The organism is Porphyrobacter sp. AAP60 (genome assembly GCF_001296025.1).
Taxonomy (GTDB): Bacteria; Pseudomonadota; Alphaproteobacteria; order Sphingomonadales; family Sphingomonadaceae; genus Erythrobacter.
Window position 1 is genome coordinate 161,928 of sequence record NZ_LJHV01000002.1, and the last position, 17,111, is coordinate 179,038.

Sequence of the window (17,111 nt, forward strand, 5' to 3'; positions counted from 1 at the left end):
ATGGATAAATCTTTAAGGTCTGGCGGGATTGCAATAAAAATTTGGAAGCCGAAATGTTGTTGGAAAAAATTCCCACGCTTAAAAATAATGGAAGTGCTAATTTTGAACCGCAAGTGTCCGGTAAAATCTTTAGATCTTCAGCGAAAGAAACTTTGCGCCGTTGTATTATAGAGCATATCGGGCAATCTGATTTCCCATGTGTAGGTGCGAAATCAGCGCTGGCCCAAGGCGGCCTGACGATCCTTACGGTCGGAGCGATCTCTGCGACAAGCGATGATCTGCGCATCCATGATGCATTGCTGCGCCTCGGCTCGGTCGATGATGCGGGGGTTCAGAGCTTTCGCAGCCTCGCCGTAATCTTTGCGGGCCCCCAAAACCTGCGCGAGCCTGATTTCGAGACCGCGCTGTGGCGCAGGCTCGGCGCGTTGATGGCCGAAGACAGGCAACGCGGATACAACTATGCTCCCGATTTTAGCGACGACCCGGATGATCCGCATTTCGCGCTGAGTTTTGGGGGCCAGGCCATGTTTGCCGTCGGCCTCCACCCGCAAGCTTCGCGCAAGGCACGCCGGCTACCTTTCCCTGCAATCATGTTCAATCCTCACGACCAATTCAAACGGCTGCGCGCGGAGCAGAATTACGAACGCATGCGCGAGGTTATTCTGACGCGCGACGCGGATCTTGATGGCGAACCCAATCCGATGGTCGCACGCCATGGAGAGATCAGTGAGGCGCGGCAGTACAGTGGGCGTGCGGTAGGCAGTAATTGGCGTTGTCCGCTTTCGCCGCGCGGTGCGAAATGATCGAGCGCATCAAACCGCGCACCGGGGTCGCCGTGCATCTCAATCGGGGCGACCTGTTAACGGTGATCGATCCTGACGGTGGTCAGGTCAGCGATCTGCTGGCAGTGAGCGCCCAGGATCCCAGAGAGATGCTCTCAAATGGACGGACATTCGATTACGAAGAGGGTTTGCGGCTGACCCGTGGTTCGCGGCTATGGTCGAACCGGTCGCGCGTGATGCTGACCATCGTTGAAGATCACGCGCCGCATCACGATTTCCTGCTGACGCCGTGTTCGTACGACACCTTTCGTCACTTTTATCCGGATAAGCCGTTGCACCGCGGCTGCTTCGGCAATCTGGCGGAAGCATTGGCACCGCATGGGATCGAACCGGATCAAATCCCGACCGCCTTCAATGTGTTCATGAATGTCACGGTCGGAGCTGGTGGAAGGCTTGCGGTGCTTCCCCCCGAAACACGGCCGGGTGACTTTGTGTGCCTGCAAGCCGAGATGGATCTGGTGATCGGGCTGACCGCCTGTTCGGCCTATGCCTCCAACGGAGGTAGTTTCAAGCCGATCGACTACGAAATCACGCGTCAGGTCAGCGACGGCGATCATGTGGAACAGGGGGCTGAGCGGCGCGGTGTGCATCAGTGAGTTACCTCTCATCCTGACCGGTCCCGGCACCATTATCCATCGCTGGGCCAGACGCTCAAGGCGCTGGCGAGTTCTTCCTCGCTTGGACGACGCAGCATCCGGATTTTATCGGTTTCCCACGTGATCAGCCCCGACTGCGAGAATTGATCGAGCCAACCGCCCATAGGCCAGATGCCCCACTTGCGATGAAAGCGGTTGGCGTTGGCGATTATGTCTTCAAGATGCTGCAAGGGCGGGTCGAAAGTGTCGTGATACTGATGGCAAGCCAGCGCGCCGCCCAGAAAATAGAGAGGGCAGCCTGCCTGATCTGCCGCGAATCCGAAATCGGTGTCTTCTCCGCCGTAGCCGGTGAAGCGCTCGTCAAACCCGCCGATGCGCTCGAAGGTGCTGCGCCGGACTGCAAATGCGAGAGACCAGAACAATCCGGGGTTGCTAACCGATTCCAGCCCGTCACGCGGAAACGGACGCACCGGGTGAGACTTGCCTTTAGCGATCAGTGACGCCTCGTCCCAACCTTCCGCTGTATCGCCCGGCCCGAGATAGCGCACCTCGGCGCATACCAGACCGTCGGTCTCGTCGATCGCAGCCGAGAGCCGGGCTAAGCATTCGCCCATGGGGATGCAATCGACATCCAGAAAGATTAGCCGGTCACCGGTGGCGCACGCCGCGGCATGGTTGCGTGCCATTGCCAAGGGCAGCCCGGATGTCTCGAACCGCTCGATCCGCACGTAGGCTTGCAGCCCGCTCAGGCGAACCGGCGCATCGCTCATGTCGACAACGATCAATTCGTCAGGCTGGGTCGCGCTTCGCCGCACGCCTTCGAGCAGATTGACGAGATGGGCCGTTCGATTGCGGACAATGGTGAGGACCGAAAAGCTCATCGGCGCTCCCACAGATCGAGACGATAGCCGGCATGGCGCTCTGCCATGCAGCGTGCGAAGTGCCCAGCCGTCGCGCGCTCGAGTACGGCTACGGCCTCATCCGCGCTGCAGGGATAATCGGTGGGGCCAGTGTAATGCACCAGAAGCGCCCGCCCGTTGGGCGCAAGATGATCATTCATCCACCGCGCGGCTACTGCCAAGTCGTCCGGATCCCAGTAATAGGCCACTTCCGACATAAGGCAGAGATCGAATGTGCCGGTTGGGCTGTGTTGGGGGAATGCCATATTCGCAAAGGTAATGTGCGTACGATTTGCCAATCTTTCTTTCGCCCGGCGCAGCGCTGTCTGGCTGATATCAATCGCCAGAAGGCGGTCGCACAGATGATGCAAACGTTCGGTAAGCACCCCGTGTGCGCATCCCACTTCAAGGGCGGCGGTGTAGCGGCGATCTTGCAGCACAGCGATAGTCCGGTCGAATTTGCGTCGCTCGTAATCACTAGTGGCGAGGTTCCAGGGATCCTCGTCAGACATGAAGATGCCCTCGAAATAGTCAGCGCCAAGACTGCGGGGTGCGGTCATCGTGGCCAGTTTACCGCGACAACACAGTCAGCCGCGCGCATTCGCAGCATGGGCGAGGGGAGACGAAAGCCCTGACCCATACTTGGAGAGAGTTGGCTGCGGTGCGCGCACAAGGCCCTTCGGCGCAGGCTGACCGGCATCGGCAACGTACGAAATCGCGTCCCCCGGCAGGCCGGTTCATCCCACACCGAATAGGTGAAAATCTGCAGCTTGCGACGCGACCGGGCACGGGTTTCGCAAGCGAGTTCGAACGCCGCGATGTGATCGCAATGGCTGTCTCCGGGGTCGGAAACCGCGAGCGCATCGATACGCCGGGCACGGATCGTGGCCGCTAATCGCATCGCCGTGCGATCGAACCGAAGGCTGCCGGCCTTGCATGGTTCGCCGTCTTTCCAGCCGAGCCAGTCGATGGGAACCGATGTTGCTGACAGCAGATTGACGGCACGGCGTGCTTCACGTCTGCGCACCGCACGCAGGCCCGCGGTGCCTCGGGGGTGCGAACCCCCGCCATCGGTAAGGTAGACGATCCCTGCCAGACGCTTTCGTGCGCCTGCATCATGGATTAGCGCCCCTGCTCCGAGTGTTTCATCATCAGGATGCGGCGCAATCACCAGCCAGCGCGTCCGCCGCCAAGGGCTACGATCAAGCAAGCCGGGTATCACGTGATCTCGCCTCGCTCGCCAAATTCCCGCGAAAGGATCGCCTTTGCCGCCTCATCACGCGCATAATCAGGCCCGGCCTGTCGCAAGTAGAGCGAGAGATCACGGGCAATCTTGTCCGCGCGCTCCCCATCGAAGGCACTGCGCGTGCCAAGAATGCGTGCAGCGGTTTCGATCGCCAACAGACCCGCATCCTCCACCGCGCCGCGGGCGATGCGCGCGGTCGTGATAGCGTCGGCGGTTTCGTCAGCCGCTTTGCTGGCTGCCTCCTCAACCCAGAAGCGTGCGTTGCGGGCAGCAACGTAGGCCTTGGCAAAGCGCTGGCGCAGGAGTGTATCCGCGCGCGCTTTGGGGCTCATGTGGTGCGCGGTTTCCGCTATCAGCGCTTCGATGCCGCCGAGCTGCACTGCGCAGAACCGCCAAGCACCGGCCGTAAAACGCGGCTCACGGTCATAATCGCCCGGGCTTCCCAGCAAGTTCGCCTCGGTAATTTCGACGCCTGTCACATCGTAATGGCCGCTGACACTGGCCCTCATTCCCCGCACCCGCCAGCCCGACAGATCGGCCCGCTTCGGGTCATTCGCATGAATAGTGACCAACCGGCGTTCCGCGCCTTGCTGGCTTGCCGTCACAAGCGCCCAGTTGATGCCGCCAGCACCGCTGGCAAAAGACTTGGCACCGGTCAGGCAGATGCAACCGGCGTTCTGGATTTGCACACCCGGCTGGGGTTCACTGGCCCATACGCCAAACCAGGCCCCTTTCTCCAGCTGGTCTCGAAGCCATCGCTTTTGGTCGTGCGATCCATACCATTCGAACAGGAGCAGGGCGTTGACATGCCCCTCGAACAGGCGCCCGGCGCTGAGGTCTCCCCTTCCTACATCGCAAAGAGCAGTCAGCATCGCGGCATAGCGAGTTTGTTCGCTGGCGAATTGCTCTCCGCCTGCTTCCGGCGCGGCAAACCGGCGGTGCAGACCGGCAGCGGCAATCAAAGCCAGGCTGTCGACGGGAAAAAGTGACGCCGCGTCATAGCGCTCACCAAGCTGCGCCAGCCCTTCAGCCAATCCTGTCTCTGCCTTGTCGCAGACTTTGGCCCCGGCGCTCACGATCCGGCCTCCATCACAGGCTGCGGCCAGGCAACCATTCGCTCGAGCCAGCGTGCGGCTTGGGCCGCGCCATCACATGCGTGAAGGGCGGGCAGGCGCCTTTTTGCCTGAGGCTCGGCTGCCTCAAGCAGTGATCGCCAGTGCGCGGGCTGCGGCCACTGGCTGACTACGATCGCGGCATCAAGCGCTGCAAGCCTTTCGGCCTTGCACACTTGCTCGTCGAATGCGCGCGGCTCGGGGCGACAGATGAAGGGCCGCCCATTGGCAAGGACGGCGCTGACCAATCCATCCCCTGCCGCCCCGATCACGACCCCGGCGCTGGCGATTTCGCCTTCCGCGTTGTCGACCCAGCCGCAAATCTCGAGATTGTCCGGTGTTCGCGTGGGCTGGGTCGCCGGTCCGATCACCCGCCAATTACGCTCGGGAACCGCAGCCGCAGCCGCAGCCCACATGTCCCCATCGGCCGCCGCGCCGCCTTTACCCACTACAACCAGTACCCGGCCCGGATCGACGGTGGCCGAAGCCTTGGCGGTGACAATACCGGGCGCGTAACAGGTCTTGGCCTTCACCCAGTCAGGCGTTGAAGGGTCATCAAACAGCTCGGGAAAGGGAGCAAGCAAGGCTGCAGCAGAAGCGTAAGCATCGCGGTGCGGTCGATCATCGCGGCGTCCGTTCAGCCGGACATAAATGATCGGGACTGACGCAAGTCTGGAGAGCATCGCGACTTCAACCGAAACATCGATAATCATAAAATGCGGCCGTGATGCCGCGATCCAATCAGCGATCATGGCGACCCGCTGGCGCAGACCGGAATGGTGCAGGGGCGCGTAATGGAGCGACGGTGGCCGCATTGCCCCGTCTGCTCCATCGAATGCTCCGTGAGGCAGGCGGTCGTCAGGAAGGTCGAGGCTGGGGATATTGCCGGGCATGCCTGCCAGTCCGGTTCCGATCAGAGTCATCGGCCCGCGATAGGCGGCAGCAATGGCCGCGGCGCGCTGCCGATGGCCTTCCCCCTGATGGTGGACGTAGTAGCCGATAAGACCATTCATATTTGCGCCGCCTCTGGTAACGGCATTTCTGCAGGCATCGGCGGCAACTTTTCCTCTGCCTCCATCAGTAGGCCCGGCCCAAGCACAGGGCGCATCTCACGGCGCCAGAGCGCGCGACGACGCCAGTGATGATAGGCCGGAACGCGAGGCGCAGCACGGCCTTGTCCGGCAGCGAGCCAGCGGCTCATCTCTTCGCTCATTCCCCCGGCGGCCCTGCCAGTGGGCCGGGCAGAGGTGCGCGTCCAGACGTTTTGCGGGTGCATCAACTGGCCTCCAGCTGCCAAGGCGGCACCAACCAATGCGCGGTCTTCGCCCGAAGCGATCAGCGGAACGCCCCCGGCGGCGCGGTAGAGGCCAACAGTAAGCGCAAGGCTGGCCCCGGTATGGTCGCCGTGCCGCGGTGGCAAATCCCACCGCACTGGATCGACTTCATCTTCGATCGCCCGGACTTTTTGCCAGTAGTCATCAAACCTGCGCCGCATCGCAAACAGCTGAGGCCATCGTTCCGCCTCGGAATCGTCCAGTTCGATACGTCCGCCGACGATCCGCATCGCGCCCATATTCGCCAGATTGGCCGAAAGCCAGTGCGCGGGCGGACGGCAATCCGCGTCCGTGCTGATAAGCAGCGCGTCCTCGGCATTTAGCCAATCAGCGCCGAGTTCCATGGCAGCACGGCGCGCCGATCCGGCATGCGCGAGGTGCGGTGGAAATTCTCGGCAAGCCAGCTTCAATCGCAGCCGGCCATCGGACTTGGCCGCAGCCGCCTGCGCGGCCTGTGCGCTACCGTCGGTGCTGTTGTTGATGCACAATGCGACATTGACGGCGAAGGGCACATCTTGCGCCGCAAGGGCTTCAAGCAACACGGGCAGCCGCCGGGCTTCGTTGCGTGCCGGGACGCAGACAGCGAGCGTGCGCATCACGCACTGACCGCGTAGGCTACGCCGCCTGCCGGGCGCTCGGCGACGGCTGCGCGAACTTCGATCAGGTCGCGATAAAGGCGCTCGTAGGCATCGACCATCGTGCGCGCATCACAATATCGTTCTGCCCGCCGGCGGCACGCCGCACGGTCGAGCGACAAAGCACGGCGGATCGCTTCGACTAGACTGGCAACATCGCCCGGTTCCGCCAGCGCTCCGCAAGTTTCATCGAGGATTTCGGGTATTCCGCCCCGGCGAAAGGCGGCGACCGGAGTGCCGGTTGCCACGGCCTCGGCGACAACAAGGCCGTAAGGTTCTTCCCAGCACGGCGTGCAGATCGCGGCCCGTGCACCGCCGATCAGCTGTGCCAATTCGCGGTGAGCGAGATGCCCGACGTAATCGACCCCGTCCTCCAGTCGCGGAGCGATTTCTGCATCGAAATAGCGCGGGTCGGAGCGCGGACCCGCAAATTTCAGTGGCAAGCCGCAGGCTCGCGCCGCGTCGATGGCAAGGTGCAGGCCCTTTTCAGGAACGATCCGGCCATACCAGACCAGATATGGGGTTGCTGCCGCGCGAGGCGAGAAGGGAAAGAGGTCAAGCTCGATGCCATTCGGGATAACGCCATCGACGTGTGCCACCCCCCGCCACATATCGGCAGTGGCTTGCGACACAGCCACAATAGTGTTCGCCTGGCGGCCAAGACGCACGCCGCTTTCAAGCCAGCAGAAGGGCGGAGTGTGCAGGGTTGTCACGGTGGGCGCGCGAAGGGTCGCAGCCATCGTCAACGGCAGGTAGTGCAGGGAATTGTTATGGACGACGTCGAATGATCGTTCCTGCAACATTGTCATGAGGCGCAGATATGCGTGGTGTTCCCTGAAAAAGGTTACATCCCCGGCCTCGGCCAGCCCGGTTTGCAGCAGCGACGTTTCCTCACAGATTGCTTCGAGGCCCAAGTCCTGATCCGACTTGAGCGAAGCGAACAAGGTTACGTCATGACCACGGTTACGCAGCGATTTGGCCAATAAGTGCGTATGCATCTCGAGGCCACCGGCGAACGGCTCAGCAATTGCATACCTGAAATGCGCAATGATCGCGATCTTCAATGCCAGTGCCTTAGAGAGTTGGTGCTGCGAGCGGCCAACACCCATCCAACATCGCACCGGATTTTTCTCTAATCCCTGTGTGAATCTTAGGTTTTAATGTTGCGAGCTCGATTTGGGCGGCCCGGCTGGCCAATTGTGGCGGATCGCGGCTCCGACTGACCTTCGTAGCCATCTCCTGTCGCGCCATGTTCGCGTCCTTACCACCTATGTTAAGGTGCCCCCTTGAAGATTGCGTCACTCTTCATCGCAACATTAATTCCGATCATCGACATTGGGAATTTGGAGAGGCTCAACATGAAGAAGATTTGCGGGATTGTTGCAGTATCGTTGGTCAGCCTTGCAGTGGTGGGTTGCGGGTCGGGTCGCGACACGACCAATGAAGCGGCAACACAACAGACCGACGGGACGTCGGACATGATGGGCGGAGACAATGGTCAGCCCAATCCCAATCTGGGTACTGCAGAGGGTCAGGATATTGACGACGTTGACGTCAAGATGAACCCGAACATGCAGCATGAAGAAGAGGAGATGACCGGCGCTGAAGAGATCAAGGATCAAAGGCCCGAGCCGCAGTAAAATACGGATCGGGATCCTTCAGTCGCAATCGGTGAGCATTGCAACTGAAAGTGTAAAAGGAAGGCGGATTGAATCCCGTCCTACTGGTCTTCTGAAAGTCCGCCTTCGCCAACAATTCCGCGTCAGCTACCCGTTCGGGGTTGGGGGGCTCCGCTCTGCGCGGAATGACCGAGGGAGCGGAATTCTGCCATTTAATACAGTCACCCCCGGCTTGATCCGCGATTTCCCTGGGCCGGCCATTTCTTATGCTCGCTGGTGACGAGCGGGAACTGTTTTTACGGACTGTTCTCTACTCTTTTCAATCCTTCTATGTGCCGCTGCAGTGGGTCTGATAGACGACGCGTCTCTTGAAGGTGTGCAGCAGAGGATGAACTGCCGTGGGCGAGATTGCCCCCCGCGGGGTTGCAAACAGCCTCAAACGGCTTAGCATGTTGTCACCATAAATTCCGCATTTGGGGCATCAGACACTGCGGCCAAGGCCATGTCCTTCGCGCTGCCGTAGAGCGCGGCGCGCATTTCCCTGAATTTTCAAGAAAACGGACAGAGCCTTGGCAGCAATGCCGGCAGCGTGATCCTGCGTCGCCTTTTTGCCACGGTTCGCATCCGGGACACGAACGCGATGAGCAGTACGCCAGGCGAGATACCCTCGAAGACGCAGATCCTGACGCAGGAACAGGACGATTGGCCAATCGATCCGCCATTGGTCGAACTTGATATCAACACCCATGACCGCGGTTTCTACGACGGTTTCAGCCGGGCGGTGACTATTCCCGCGAAGGTAATCGTCTCGCTATTGATCATGTGGGCGATCTTCTTTCCGGTAAATGCCGGCAATACGCTGGGCGCCGCCAATTCAACTATTATCGCGACCTTTGGAGGGTGGTATGTCTATCTGGTGGCCAGCCTGATCGTGACCTGCCTCGTGCTGGCACTGGTGCCGGCGACAGGCTCGCTCAGGATCGGCCCTCCCGGCGAAAAGCCCGAATTCAACCGCTTCTCGTGGTTTTCGATGCTGTTCGGCGCAGGCATCGGCATCGGGATGCTGACCTATTCAACCGGCGAACCACTGGCCCATTTCATCAACAATCCCGATATCATCCGCGGAATGGCCGAAAGCCAAAGCCGCGAGGCAGTGCGTCCGGCGTACATGTACACCTTCCTGCACTGGGGGCTGGGGGCGTGGTGCACCTATGCGCTGGTCGGGCTGGCGATCGCCTATGTCGCACATCGCCGCGATCTGCCGCTGACTATCCGCTCGGCGCTCGCCCCGCTATTTGGCAAGGTCATGGAAGGGCCGCTGGGCCATGTCGTCGATATTGTCGCGGTGGTCGCGACCATCCTTGGCGTGGCGGTGACGATGGGCCTCGGGGTCGAACAATTCGTCGCCGGTCTTGCGCGCATGGGGCTGGGCGATTGGCTGCTGGCCGACGACGGATCGGCATCGTCAGTGGCGATTATCGCTTCGCTGGTGATGCTGGTGGGCGCTTCCACGATCAGCGCGCTGTCGGGCGTGGGGCGCGGGATCAAGTGGCTGTCGAACCTCAACATGGGCCTGTCGGTCGCATTGCTGGCGCTGTTCGCGGTACTGGGTGCAGGGCTTTACGGATTGCAACTGCTGGGCATTGGCCTGTGGGACTACCTTGGCACCCTGCCGCAGCAATCGCTCAAGCTGTGGAGTCAGGACGGCACCGCACTGGGCGCGGCGCTCAACCGGTGGCAACTCGATTGGACCGTGTTCTACTGGGCCTGGTGGATCGCCTTCGCGCCGTTTGTCGGCATGTTCATCGCGCGTATCTCGCGCGGGCGCACGATCCGCGAATATATGTTCGGGGTAACAGTGGTGCCTTCGCTGATGTGTTTTGTGTGGATGGCGCTGGTGGGGGGCACCGCAATCGAGCTGGAATTGTCAGGATTGGCGGGCGGGCAGATCGTCAGCGCGCCGATGTCGGACCAGTTGTTCGCGACGCTGGCGGTACTGCTCGATCCGGGGCTGGCATTACTGGTGTCCGGGCTCGTGGTGCTGCTGCTGATGACCTATCTGGTCACCTCGGCGGACAGCGCGATCCTGATCGTCAACACCATCAATGGCGCGGGCGAGGATGAGGGCAGCCGCCGCTATCACATCCTGTTCTGGGGGGCGGCCATCGCTTTCGTGGTCGGTTCGATGCTGATCCTCGGCGGGATCGAGGCGATACGTATCACCATGATCATTGGCGCGCTGCCGTTTTCCTTTGTCGTCGCGCTGATGGGCGTGGCGATCATCAAGGCCGTGGTGTTCGATCTGATCCGCAAGCGGCATGGCATCCCGGCCACCGCGCAGGCGTGCGAAGAATGGGACGAGAAAGTATCCGCCGCCGGATAACTCAACCACATCCTCGCCAACCGCGAGGGCAAACGGGTAGCGGTGACCCAAGGGCGGCGCCACTGGATCACATCGCGCATCAAGGTTGTTCACGGTGAGCCGGCGTCGCCACCAGAACACGGCACCTCGCCGATAGATACTCATCGGCCGCTGCCACTTGATTGCGATCTCTCGGGCGGGTTTTGTGAGCGACCTTTGGGCTGGGCACGATCATTGGTGCACACTTTGGGACTCAAGACTCCGAACTGCATCGCTTAATTCCTCAAAAGTCGAGGAATCCTGCGGCATTGTTCTGAGAAAGAGGGTCCACTGGTCGGGACGAGAGGATTCGAACCTCCGACCCCCACACCCCCAGTGTGATGCGCTACCAGGCTGCGCTACGTCCCGTTCCAGTGGAGCGGGGCCTATAGGGCGCTGGTTTCAGGCTGGCAAGCGGGTTTGGCAAGGAAGTGGTGTGACTTGGTTGCATCGCATGCATCCCGGCGCGATTGCGGGGCGCTTGCATTGCTGCTAGGCGCGCCCACTTGAACGGCAGGGCTGATTGCTCTGCTTATTGTTTACGGATTTCTGACGGACTTTATCGCATGACATTCGATCTTCTTGCCGCCGCCGGAGCGGGCGCCGTTGGCGCACCCCCTGCCTGGATCAGCTTCCTGCCGATCATCGGCATGATCGCGATTTTCTGGTTCCTGATCATCCGCCCGCAGATGAAGCGGCAGAAGGAACATCAGCAGAAAGTTGCCCAGATGAAAAAGGGCGATCAGGTGGTCACCGCTGGCGGCCTCGTCGGCAAGGTGCTGAAGGTTGATGATGTCTATGTCGAACTGGAGTTGGGCACCAATGTCCGGGTCAAGGCGATCAAGGCCACCATCGGTGATATCATCCCGCCCGGCGGCACCCCCGCCAACGATTGATCTGCCTGCCGAAATGCACGCTGCCACAACCCTTTTGCGCGTGAGAACCTGACGCAATGCTCGAATTTCCCCTCTGGAAAAAGATCTGGCTGTGGGGCCTGACGCTGGCAGCATCGCTGTTGGCGTTGCCTTCATTGTTCAATGTTGCCGGGCTGGACTGGCCTGCATCGCTGCCCAACCCGCAGGTCAATCTCGGGCTTGACCTTGCAGGCGGCTCGCACCTGCTGCTGGAAGCAAGGGCCGATGATGTGCGCGCCCAGCGTCTTCAGAACATGGAAGAAAATGTTCGGCAGCTGATGCGCAATGCCACCCCGCGTATCCGGATAGGCGATGTTTCCACGGGCGACGGGCGCTTGTCCTTCATGCTCGAAAATGCCGCCGATATTGATCGTGCACGCGGGATGATCGAACCGGCGATGCAGGGTGCCAGCACCACCCGCGAATGGGAATTGGCGGTGGTCGATGGCCAGCGCATGGTGCTCACCCAGACCGACGCGGGCGTGGATCAGGCGATTGACGATGCGATGGACAGCGCCACCGAAGTGGTGCGCCGCCGGATCGACGAACTCGGCACGCGTGAACCTACGATCATCCGTCAGGGTGACACCCGCATCGTGGTGCAGGTGCCGGGTCTGGAAGATCCCGATGCCCTGAAAAGCCTGCTGGGCCAGACGGCGCAGCTCGAATTCAAGCTGGTCGATCTGAATGCGCTTCCGGAAAACGTTCAGGCAGGCATCGCGCCTGCCGGCAGCGAGGTGTTCCCCTATGCCGCGGGCAGCCCGCAGGAAGGCCAGTTCGAAGCAGTGCGGCGGTTGGGCGGTATCCGCGGGGACAGCCTGACCGGCGCGCAGGCAGGGGTTGATCCAACCAGCAACCAGAACGTCGTCAACATCACCTTCGACGCGCAGGGCGGGGCCAAGTTCGCCAAGCTAACGACGGAGAATGTCGGCAAGCCGTTTGCGATCATTCTTGACGGACAGGTTCTGTCTGCCCCGAACATCAACGAACCGATCATCGGCGGGCGCGCGCAGATTTCGGGCAGCTTTACGGCGGAAAGCGCGAACAGCCTTGCCATCGCCTTGCGTTCAGGCGCTCTGCCGGTGCCGCTGGCCGTAGTTGAGGAACGCACAGTCGGCCCTGATCTGGGCGCGGATTCGATCCGCGAGGGTCTGCTTGCCATGACCATCGGCAGCCTTGCGGTGATTGCGCTGATGGTGGCAAGCTATGGCCGTTTCGGCGTATACGCTACAATCGCGCTGGTGTGCAACGTGTTGATGTTGCTTGGCATAATGGCGCTCGGCAATTTCACTCTCACGCTGCCGGGGATCGCGGGCTTTGTCATTACCATCGGCGCAGCGGTCGATGCCAACGTGCTGATCAACGAGCGCATCCGCGAAGAACGCCTGCGCGGGCGCAAGGTGATTGCCGCGGTTGAAACTGGATACAAGGAAGCCGGCCGCGCGATCTATGACGCCAACTTCACCAACTTCATCGCGGGGATCATGCTGTTCGCATTCGGTTCCGGCCCGGTGAAGGGCTTTGCCGTGGTGCTGGTGATCGGCCTGTTCACTTCGGTGTTCACCGGCGTAACCCTGACCCGCCTGATGGTTGCCGGATGGCTGCGCAAGGCGCGCCCCACCGACATCACAATCTGAGGAGCACGAGACGATGAAACTCCTGAAGCTCGTCCCTGACAATACCAACATCAAGTTCCTGAAACTGCGTGTGCCGTTCTTCGTACTCAGCATTGTGCTGATTATCGGAAGCTGGGCAGCGGTGGCGGTCAACGGCCTCAATTTCGGGGTCGATTTCGCTGGCGGCCAGGAAGTGCGCATGACCTTCGAGGAGCGCGAGACCGCGCCGATCCCTAGCTTGCGCGAACTGGTTGGCGGGCTTGGCTATGGCGAGCCGGTGGTGCAGGAATTCGGCGGGCCGAACGCGGTGTCGATCCGTGTTCGCCTGCCCGAGGACGCTGAAGACACGCCGGGCGCCGCCACTGCCATCGGCGACAGGGTAATTGCCGCGATCGCGGCGGAATATCCCGACGCACGCACCGATGGTAACGACACGGTGTCAGGCAAGGTTGCGGGCGAGTTCCGCAATTCGGCCGTGCTTGCCTTGCTCGCAGCGATGGCGGCGGTATCGTTCTATATCTGGATCCGTTTCGAATGGCAGTTCGGTGTCGGCGCGATGTTCGCGCTGGTGCACGATGTGTCGGTGACTGTCGGCCTGTTTGCATTGACGCAGATGGAATTCAGCTTGCAGATCGTCGCGGCGATCCTTGCGATCATCGGCTATTCGCTGAACGACACGATCGTGGTCTATGACCGTATCCGCGAAAACCTGAAGAAATATCGCAAGATGCCGCTGCCGGAATTGCTTGATCTTTCGGTCAACGAAACGCTGGCACGCACGGTGATGACATCGCTGACGCTGTTCATCGCGCTGGTCCCGCTGCTGCTCTTCGGCCCGCCAAGCCTGTTCGGCATGGTCGCGGCGATCACGGCGGGCCTGTTCATCGGCACCTATTCGTCGATCTACATGGCCGGCCCGCTGCTGATCTGGATGGGGGTGACGTCCAACAGCTTCGTGCCGCAAGAATCCGCGATGGACCGGCAGGAAAAGATCGCGCGCGGCGAAGTGTGATACCAATGTCCGATGAATTTGGTTCATCGGACATTGGTCAAGCCCGTGCTGCGCATGAGCATTTCCAGCGCGTGATGCGTCAGCATCTTGGCGCGCTGGTGCAATGCGCGGCGCGGCCTAGGCTGCGTCCACCAGACTTTCGTAATGCGCAGCCAGCGCTGCGGCATTGGCTTCCCAGCTGAACGCCTCCGTCAAAGCGGCAACCTCTGTACGTGGCGCAGGGTTGGCAAGCACAGCTTTGATCCCGGCGACCACTGCTTCGGTCGATCGCTCCACCAGCCGCCCTGCGGTGTCGCAGGTGATCAGTTCGCGCGCACCGCCGACATTGCTTGTCACCACGGGTGTGCCGCATGCGAGCGCCTCGACCCAGGCATTGGCCAGACCTTCGGCAACGGTCGGCAGCACCATTACATCGGCGGCCGACAGCAGCAGCGGCATCAGATCGTGATCAACCGATCCGGCAAAGTGTACGCGGTCGGCCACGCCTTCGCTGATTGCCAGTGCGCGCAGGCGGGCCGCGTCCTCGCCCTTGCCGATCAGCACCAGCCGGGCATCGGGGATCGCGGACAGGGCAGCGATAGCGATGCCTTGACCCTTGCGCTCGATCAAGGCGCCGACGCAGGCCAGAACCGGCGCATTATCGGGCAGGACAAAGCCAAGCTCGCGGCTCAACTGGCTGCGCAATTGCGGATGGTCGAAAGGACGGAACCGGTCCCGGTCCAGCCCGGTGTAATGCACTGTGATCTTGTCTGCATCCATGCCCATCGCCGCCATTTGTGCTGCCAGATCGTGGCTGACGGCGAGCAATCCGGTTGCGGTGTGCGCGGCGCTAAGCATCTGGTTGCGCGCAAAGCCCTGTTCGCCCCAGAAGCTGATGTCGCTGCCGCGCGCCTTGATCGATAGTGGCAAGCCGGTTGCGCCTGCGATTTCGGCAGCGGCGGGACCATCGGGGAAGAAGAATTGCGCGTCGAGAATGTCGATCGGGGTTTCGGCATGGATGCGGCGCACCAGCGGCAACACTGCGCGGGCAATCGCGGTGGCATTGCGACGTGCGCCGATGCGCGGGATCAGAGTGAAATTCGGGCGGTGGACGGTAACCCCGCCTTCCTCTGCCAGCGGCGCAAGCTCTGCCAGCGGGCGATAACGCCCCAGCGCCAGCGGCGGCAGGCCGATCGGGTTGATCAGTGTCACCCGCCAATCGCCGCGCCGCGCCAAACCCTCCAGCGATCGGGCGACGAAGGTGCCGAACCGCGGATTCACCGCATTGGGATACAGCGTCGACAAGGCCACAACGTGCTTCACAAGGGAGATCCTCTTCCCACGCGGGTTAAAGCGGCCTGACCAGCATCATCGCTACCGCGATCCATGCCGGGTTATCCACTACCACCTGTTTTTGCCCTGCACCCGGAGGCAGCAGGCCGATCAGCGTACCGCGCCGGTCGATCAGCCGCCCGAAGGCGAAGCGTCCGCCGGAGCGGGGCACCAGACAATCGCGGTTGATAGCGCCGGAAATGTCGTCCGGGTCTAGCTGTCGCAGCCACAAAAGATCGCCCGGACGATATTCGCCGACACTGTCGCGGATTGCCAGCACCAGCGGGGCAGGGGCGTCTTCACTGGCAAGTTCGCTTGGCAACAGGGCTTCGCGCGGAGCAGTCAGCGCTTCGGGGCCGTGAGCCCCCAGTTCGGCAATGATCTGCGCAGGCGCAGCCGTATCGGCGCGCATCAGGCTCGCCGGATCAACGCCCAGCGCGGGTGCAATGCGGTTCATCCATGTCAGCGAAAGGCTGCGCATCCCGGTTTCCAGCCGCCCGATGGTCTGCGCGGTGGTTGGCGGATCACAGGCGGCGGCCAGATCGGCCAGTGTCAGGCCCTTTGCCTTGCGGATGTCACGGATACGGTTGGTCATTATGGCCTTTTCGATTTAACCGGAATGGTTTGCGCTTTCCTACAGATGCGCCGCGTTGGCAAGCCCTGCCTTGGCTAACACACAGGAAGGAGAGCCAATGAAGCGCCAGCTCGTTGAACGCGAATTGACCCCCGAAGGCCCGCGCCGCGATGCGCCAAAAGCAGGCGCATCCCGCCCGTCCCGAACGGTGACGGTCAATCTCGCGGAATCGCCGCTGGCATGGCTCCACGCGCGCGGTCATCTGGAAGACCGGCTTTTCGAAGCGGGCGAAAAATTGCGCAGTGATTATGAACAGGCGCAATTATCTGCGAGCGTAACGATGCGCTGGGATCCGGTGCGCGTGAAGACCACGAGTGAACGCGGCTTGTCCCCCACCGAACGCCAGATCGTTGCGCGCCAGCGGTTCAACGGCGCGATTGCCGCTGCTGGTCGAGGGCTGGAGGATATTCTGTGGCGCGTGGTCTGTGCGGGCGAAGGCTTGCCCGAAGCGGAAAAAACGCTCCAATGGCCCGCCCGCAGCGGCAAGCTGGTCTTGAAGATCGCGCTGGAACGGGTCGCGGCATATTACCGGATCGGGTGATCCGGCCCGGTCACGCGCCTGCGTCGCTGAAGAACCGTTCCTCGGCAATCTTGCCGTCCCTGACAGTATAGAGCGCTATTTCCGTCGCTTGCACGCGATCGCCCTGCATCGTCACATCCATGGCGAAGCGCAATGCAAACTGGTCCCCGTGAATATAGGGGCCTTCGGCGGTAAAGCCGTGCATTTCCGCATTGGCTTCCCACCACGCATGTTTGGCAATCAGAGCCTCGCGCCCCTCGGTACGCGCGTCTTCGCCAGCGCCGGGTTCGATGCTGACGATATCGTCGGCCCACATGGCCTGATAGGTTTTGGCATCATCGTCGCGGACCGCGGCGGTGAAATCCTTGGCGAATTGTTCGATTGACATGATGGCTCTCCCAAAGCGTGCTTAGCGCGCCA

18 protein-coding genes and 1 tRNA gene are annotated in these 17,111 nt (G+C 61.5%); 8 read left to right on the forward strand and 11 right to left on the reverse strand.

The annotated features are described in order from the left end of the window. Window positions 1–41: 41 nt before the first annotated feature. Both gntA and IP79_RS01295 read left to right on the forward strand, forming a co-directional pair. Complete coding sequence (gntA, locus tag IP79_RS01290) at window positions 42–803, forward strand: guanitoxin biosynthesis heme-dependent pre-guanitoxin N-hydroxylase GntA (RefSeq protein ID WP_233994039.1); 762 nt, start codon at window positions 42–44, stop codon at window positions 801–803. Beyond that, window positions 800–1,438, forward strand: coding sequence for a DUF1989 domain-containing protein (locus IP79_RS01295; RefSeq protein WP_054117447.1), 639 nt, complete (start codon window positions 800–802; stop codon window positions 1,436–1,438). Before gntA ends, IP79_RS01295 begins: the two co-directional genes overlap by 4 nt. 32 nt (window positions 1,439–1,470) lie before the next feature. Here IP79_RS01295 and IP79_RS01300 read toward each other — a convergent pair whose 3' ends face one another. Genes IP79_RS01300 through IP79_RS01330 form a run of 7 tightly spaced genes read right to left on the reverse strand, consistent with a single transcriptional unit; the run spans window position 1,471 to window position 7,773 of the window. Further along, window positions 1,471–2,319 (reverse strand): glycosyltransferase family 2 protein, encoded by an 849-nt coding sequence (locus tag IP79_RS01300; RefSeq protein WP_054117448.1) that lies wholly within the window; start codon window positions 2,317–2,319, stop codon window positions 1,471–1,473. Next, window positions 2,316–2,897, reverse strand: a complete 582-nt coding sequence (locus tag IP79_RS01305) for an SAM-dependent methyltransferase (protein ID WP_054117449.1) — start codon at window positions 2,895–2,897, stop codon at window positions 2,316–2,318. The genes IP79_RS01300 and IP79_RS01305 overlap by 4 nt, the downstream gene beginning before the upstream one ends. After that, on the reverse strand, window positions 2,894–3,508 hold the full coding sequence (locus IP79_RS01310; protein WP_233994040.1) for a PIG-L deacetylase family protein: 615 nt from the start codon (window positions 3,506–3,508) through the stop codon (window positions 2,894–2,896). Before IP79_RS01310 ends, IP79_RS01305 begins: the two co-directional genes overlap by 4 nt. 47 nt (window positions 3,509–3,555) lie before the next feature. Beyond that, on the reverse strand, window positions 3,556–4,659 hold the full coding sequence (locus tag IP79_RS01315; RefSeq protein ID WP_054117451.1) for an acyl-CoA dehydrogenase family protein: 1,104 nt from the start codon (window positions 4,657–4,659) through the stop codon (window positions 3,556–3,558). Further along, window positions 4,656–5,708: a glycosyltransferase gene (locus tag IP79_RS01320; RefSeq protein ID WP_054117452.1), complete on the reverse strand. Its 1,053-nt coding sequence runs from the start codon at window positions 5,706–5,708 to the stop codon at window positions 4,656–4,658. The genes IP79_RS01315 and IP79_RS01320 overlap by 4 nt, the downstream gene beginning before the upstream one ends. Next, a complete protein-coding gene (locus IP79_RS01325) occupies window positions 5,705–6,625 on the reverse strand; it encodes a glycosyltransferase (protein WP_054117453.1) in 921 nt (306 codons plus the stop codon). The genes IP79_RS01320 and IP79_RS01325 overlap by 4 nt, the downstream gene beginning before the upstream one ends. Beyond that, window positions 6,625–7,773 (reverse strand): glycosyltransferase, encoded by a 1,149-nt coding sequence (locus IP79_RS01330; RefSeq protein WP_233994041.1) that lies wholly within the window; start codon window positions 7,771–7,773, stop codon window positions 6,625–6,627. Before IP79_RS01330 ends, IP79_RS01325 begins: the two co-directional genes overlap by 1 nt. A 177-nt stretch (window positions 7,774–7,950) precedes the next feature. Here IP79_RS01330 and IP79_RS01335 point away from each other — a divergent pair, with 177 nt between their 5' ends. Together IP79_RS01335 and IP79_RS01340 are read left to right on the forward strand one after the other, a co-directional pair. Further along, window positions 7,951–8,304 (forward strand): hypothetical protein, encoded by a 354-nt coding sequence (locus tag IP79_RS01335; RefSeq protein WP_054117454.1) that lies wholly within the window; start codon window positions 7,951–7,953, stop codon window positions 8,302–8,304. Between the two features lie 619 nt (window positions 8,305–8,923). After that, window positions 8,924–10,666, forward strand: coding sequence for a BCCT family transporter (locus IP79_RS01340; RefSeq protein WP_082336942.1), 1,743 nt, complete (start codon window positions 8,924–8,926; stop codon window positions 10,664–10,666). A 310-nt stretch (window positions 10,667–10,976) separates the two neighbouring features. Here IP79_RS01340 and IP79_RS01345 read toward each other — a convergent pair. After that, window positions 10,977–11,053: transfer RNA gene (locus tag IP79_RS01345), tRNA-Pro, on the reverse strand. Window positions 11,054–11,250: 197 nt separating this feature from the next. Between IP79_RS01345 and yajC the strand changes: the two genes are divergently transcribed. Genes yajC through secF form a run of 3 tightly spaced genes read left to right on the forward strand, consistent with a single transcriptional unit; the run spans window position 11,251 to window position 14,226 of the window. Further along, complete coding sequence (yajC, locus tag IP79_RS01350) at window positions 11,251–11,580, forward strand: preprotein translocase subunit YajC (protein ID WP_054117455.1); 330 nt, start codon at window positions 11,251–11,253, stop codon at window positions 11,578–11,580. Window positions 11,581–11,636: 56 nt separating this feature from the next. After that, complete coding sequence (gene secD, locus IP79_RS01355; protein ID WP_054117456.1) at window positions 11,637–13,235, forward strand: protein translocase subunit SecD; 1,599 nt, start codon at window positions 11,637–11,639, stop codon at window positions 13,233–13,235. Between the two features lie 13 nt (window positions 13,236–13,248). Further along, window positions 13,249–14,226: a protein translocase subunit SecF gene (secF, locus tag IP79_RS01360; protein WP_054117457.1), complete on the forward strand. Its 978-nt coding sequence runs from the start codon at window positions 13,249–13,251 to the stop codon at window positions 14,224–14,226. Between the two features lie 117 nt (window positions 14,227–14,343). Here secF and IP79_RS01365 read toward each other — a convergent pair whose 3' ends face one another. Beyond that, complete coding sequence (locus IP79_RS01365) at window positions 14,344–15,528, reverse strand: glycosyltransferase (RefSeq protein WP_054117458.1); 1,185 nt, start codon at window positions 15,526–15,528, stop codon at window positions 14,344–14,346. A 25-nt stretch (window positions 15,529–15,553) separates the two neighbouring features. Continuing rightward, a complete protein-coding gene (locus IP79_RS01370; RefSeq protein ID WP_054117459.1) occupies window positions 15,554–16,132 on the reverse strand; it encodes a helix-turn-helix domain-containing protein in 579 nt (192 codons plus the stop codon). 97 nt (window positions 16,133–16,229) lie between these two features. On the opposite strand from IP79_RS01370, the gene IP79_RS01375 reads away from it, so the two are divergent. Beyond that, on the forward strand, window positions 16,230–16,712 hold the full coding sequence (locus IP79_RS01375; protein WP_054117460.1) for a DUF6456 domain-containing protein: 483 nt from the start codon (window positions 16,230–16,232) through the stop codon (window positions 16,710–16,712). A gap of 10 nt (window positions 16,713–16,722) precedes the next feature. On the opposite strand, the gene IP79_RS01380 is transcribed toward IP79_RS01375, so the two are convergent. Then, window positions 16,723–17,079 (reverse strand): nuclear transport factor 2 family protein, encoded by a 357-nt coding sequence (locus IP79_RS01380; RefSeq protein WP_054117461.1) that lies wholly within the window; start codon window positions 17,077–17,079, stop codon window positions 16,723–16,725. Between the last annotated feature and the right edge of the window lie 32 nt (window positions 17,080–17,111).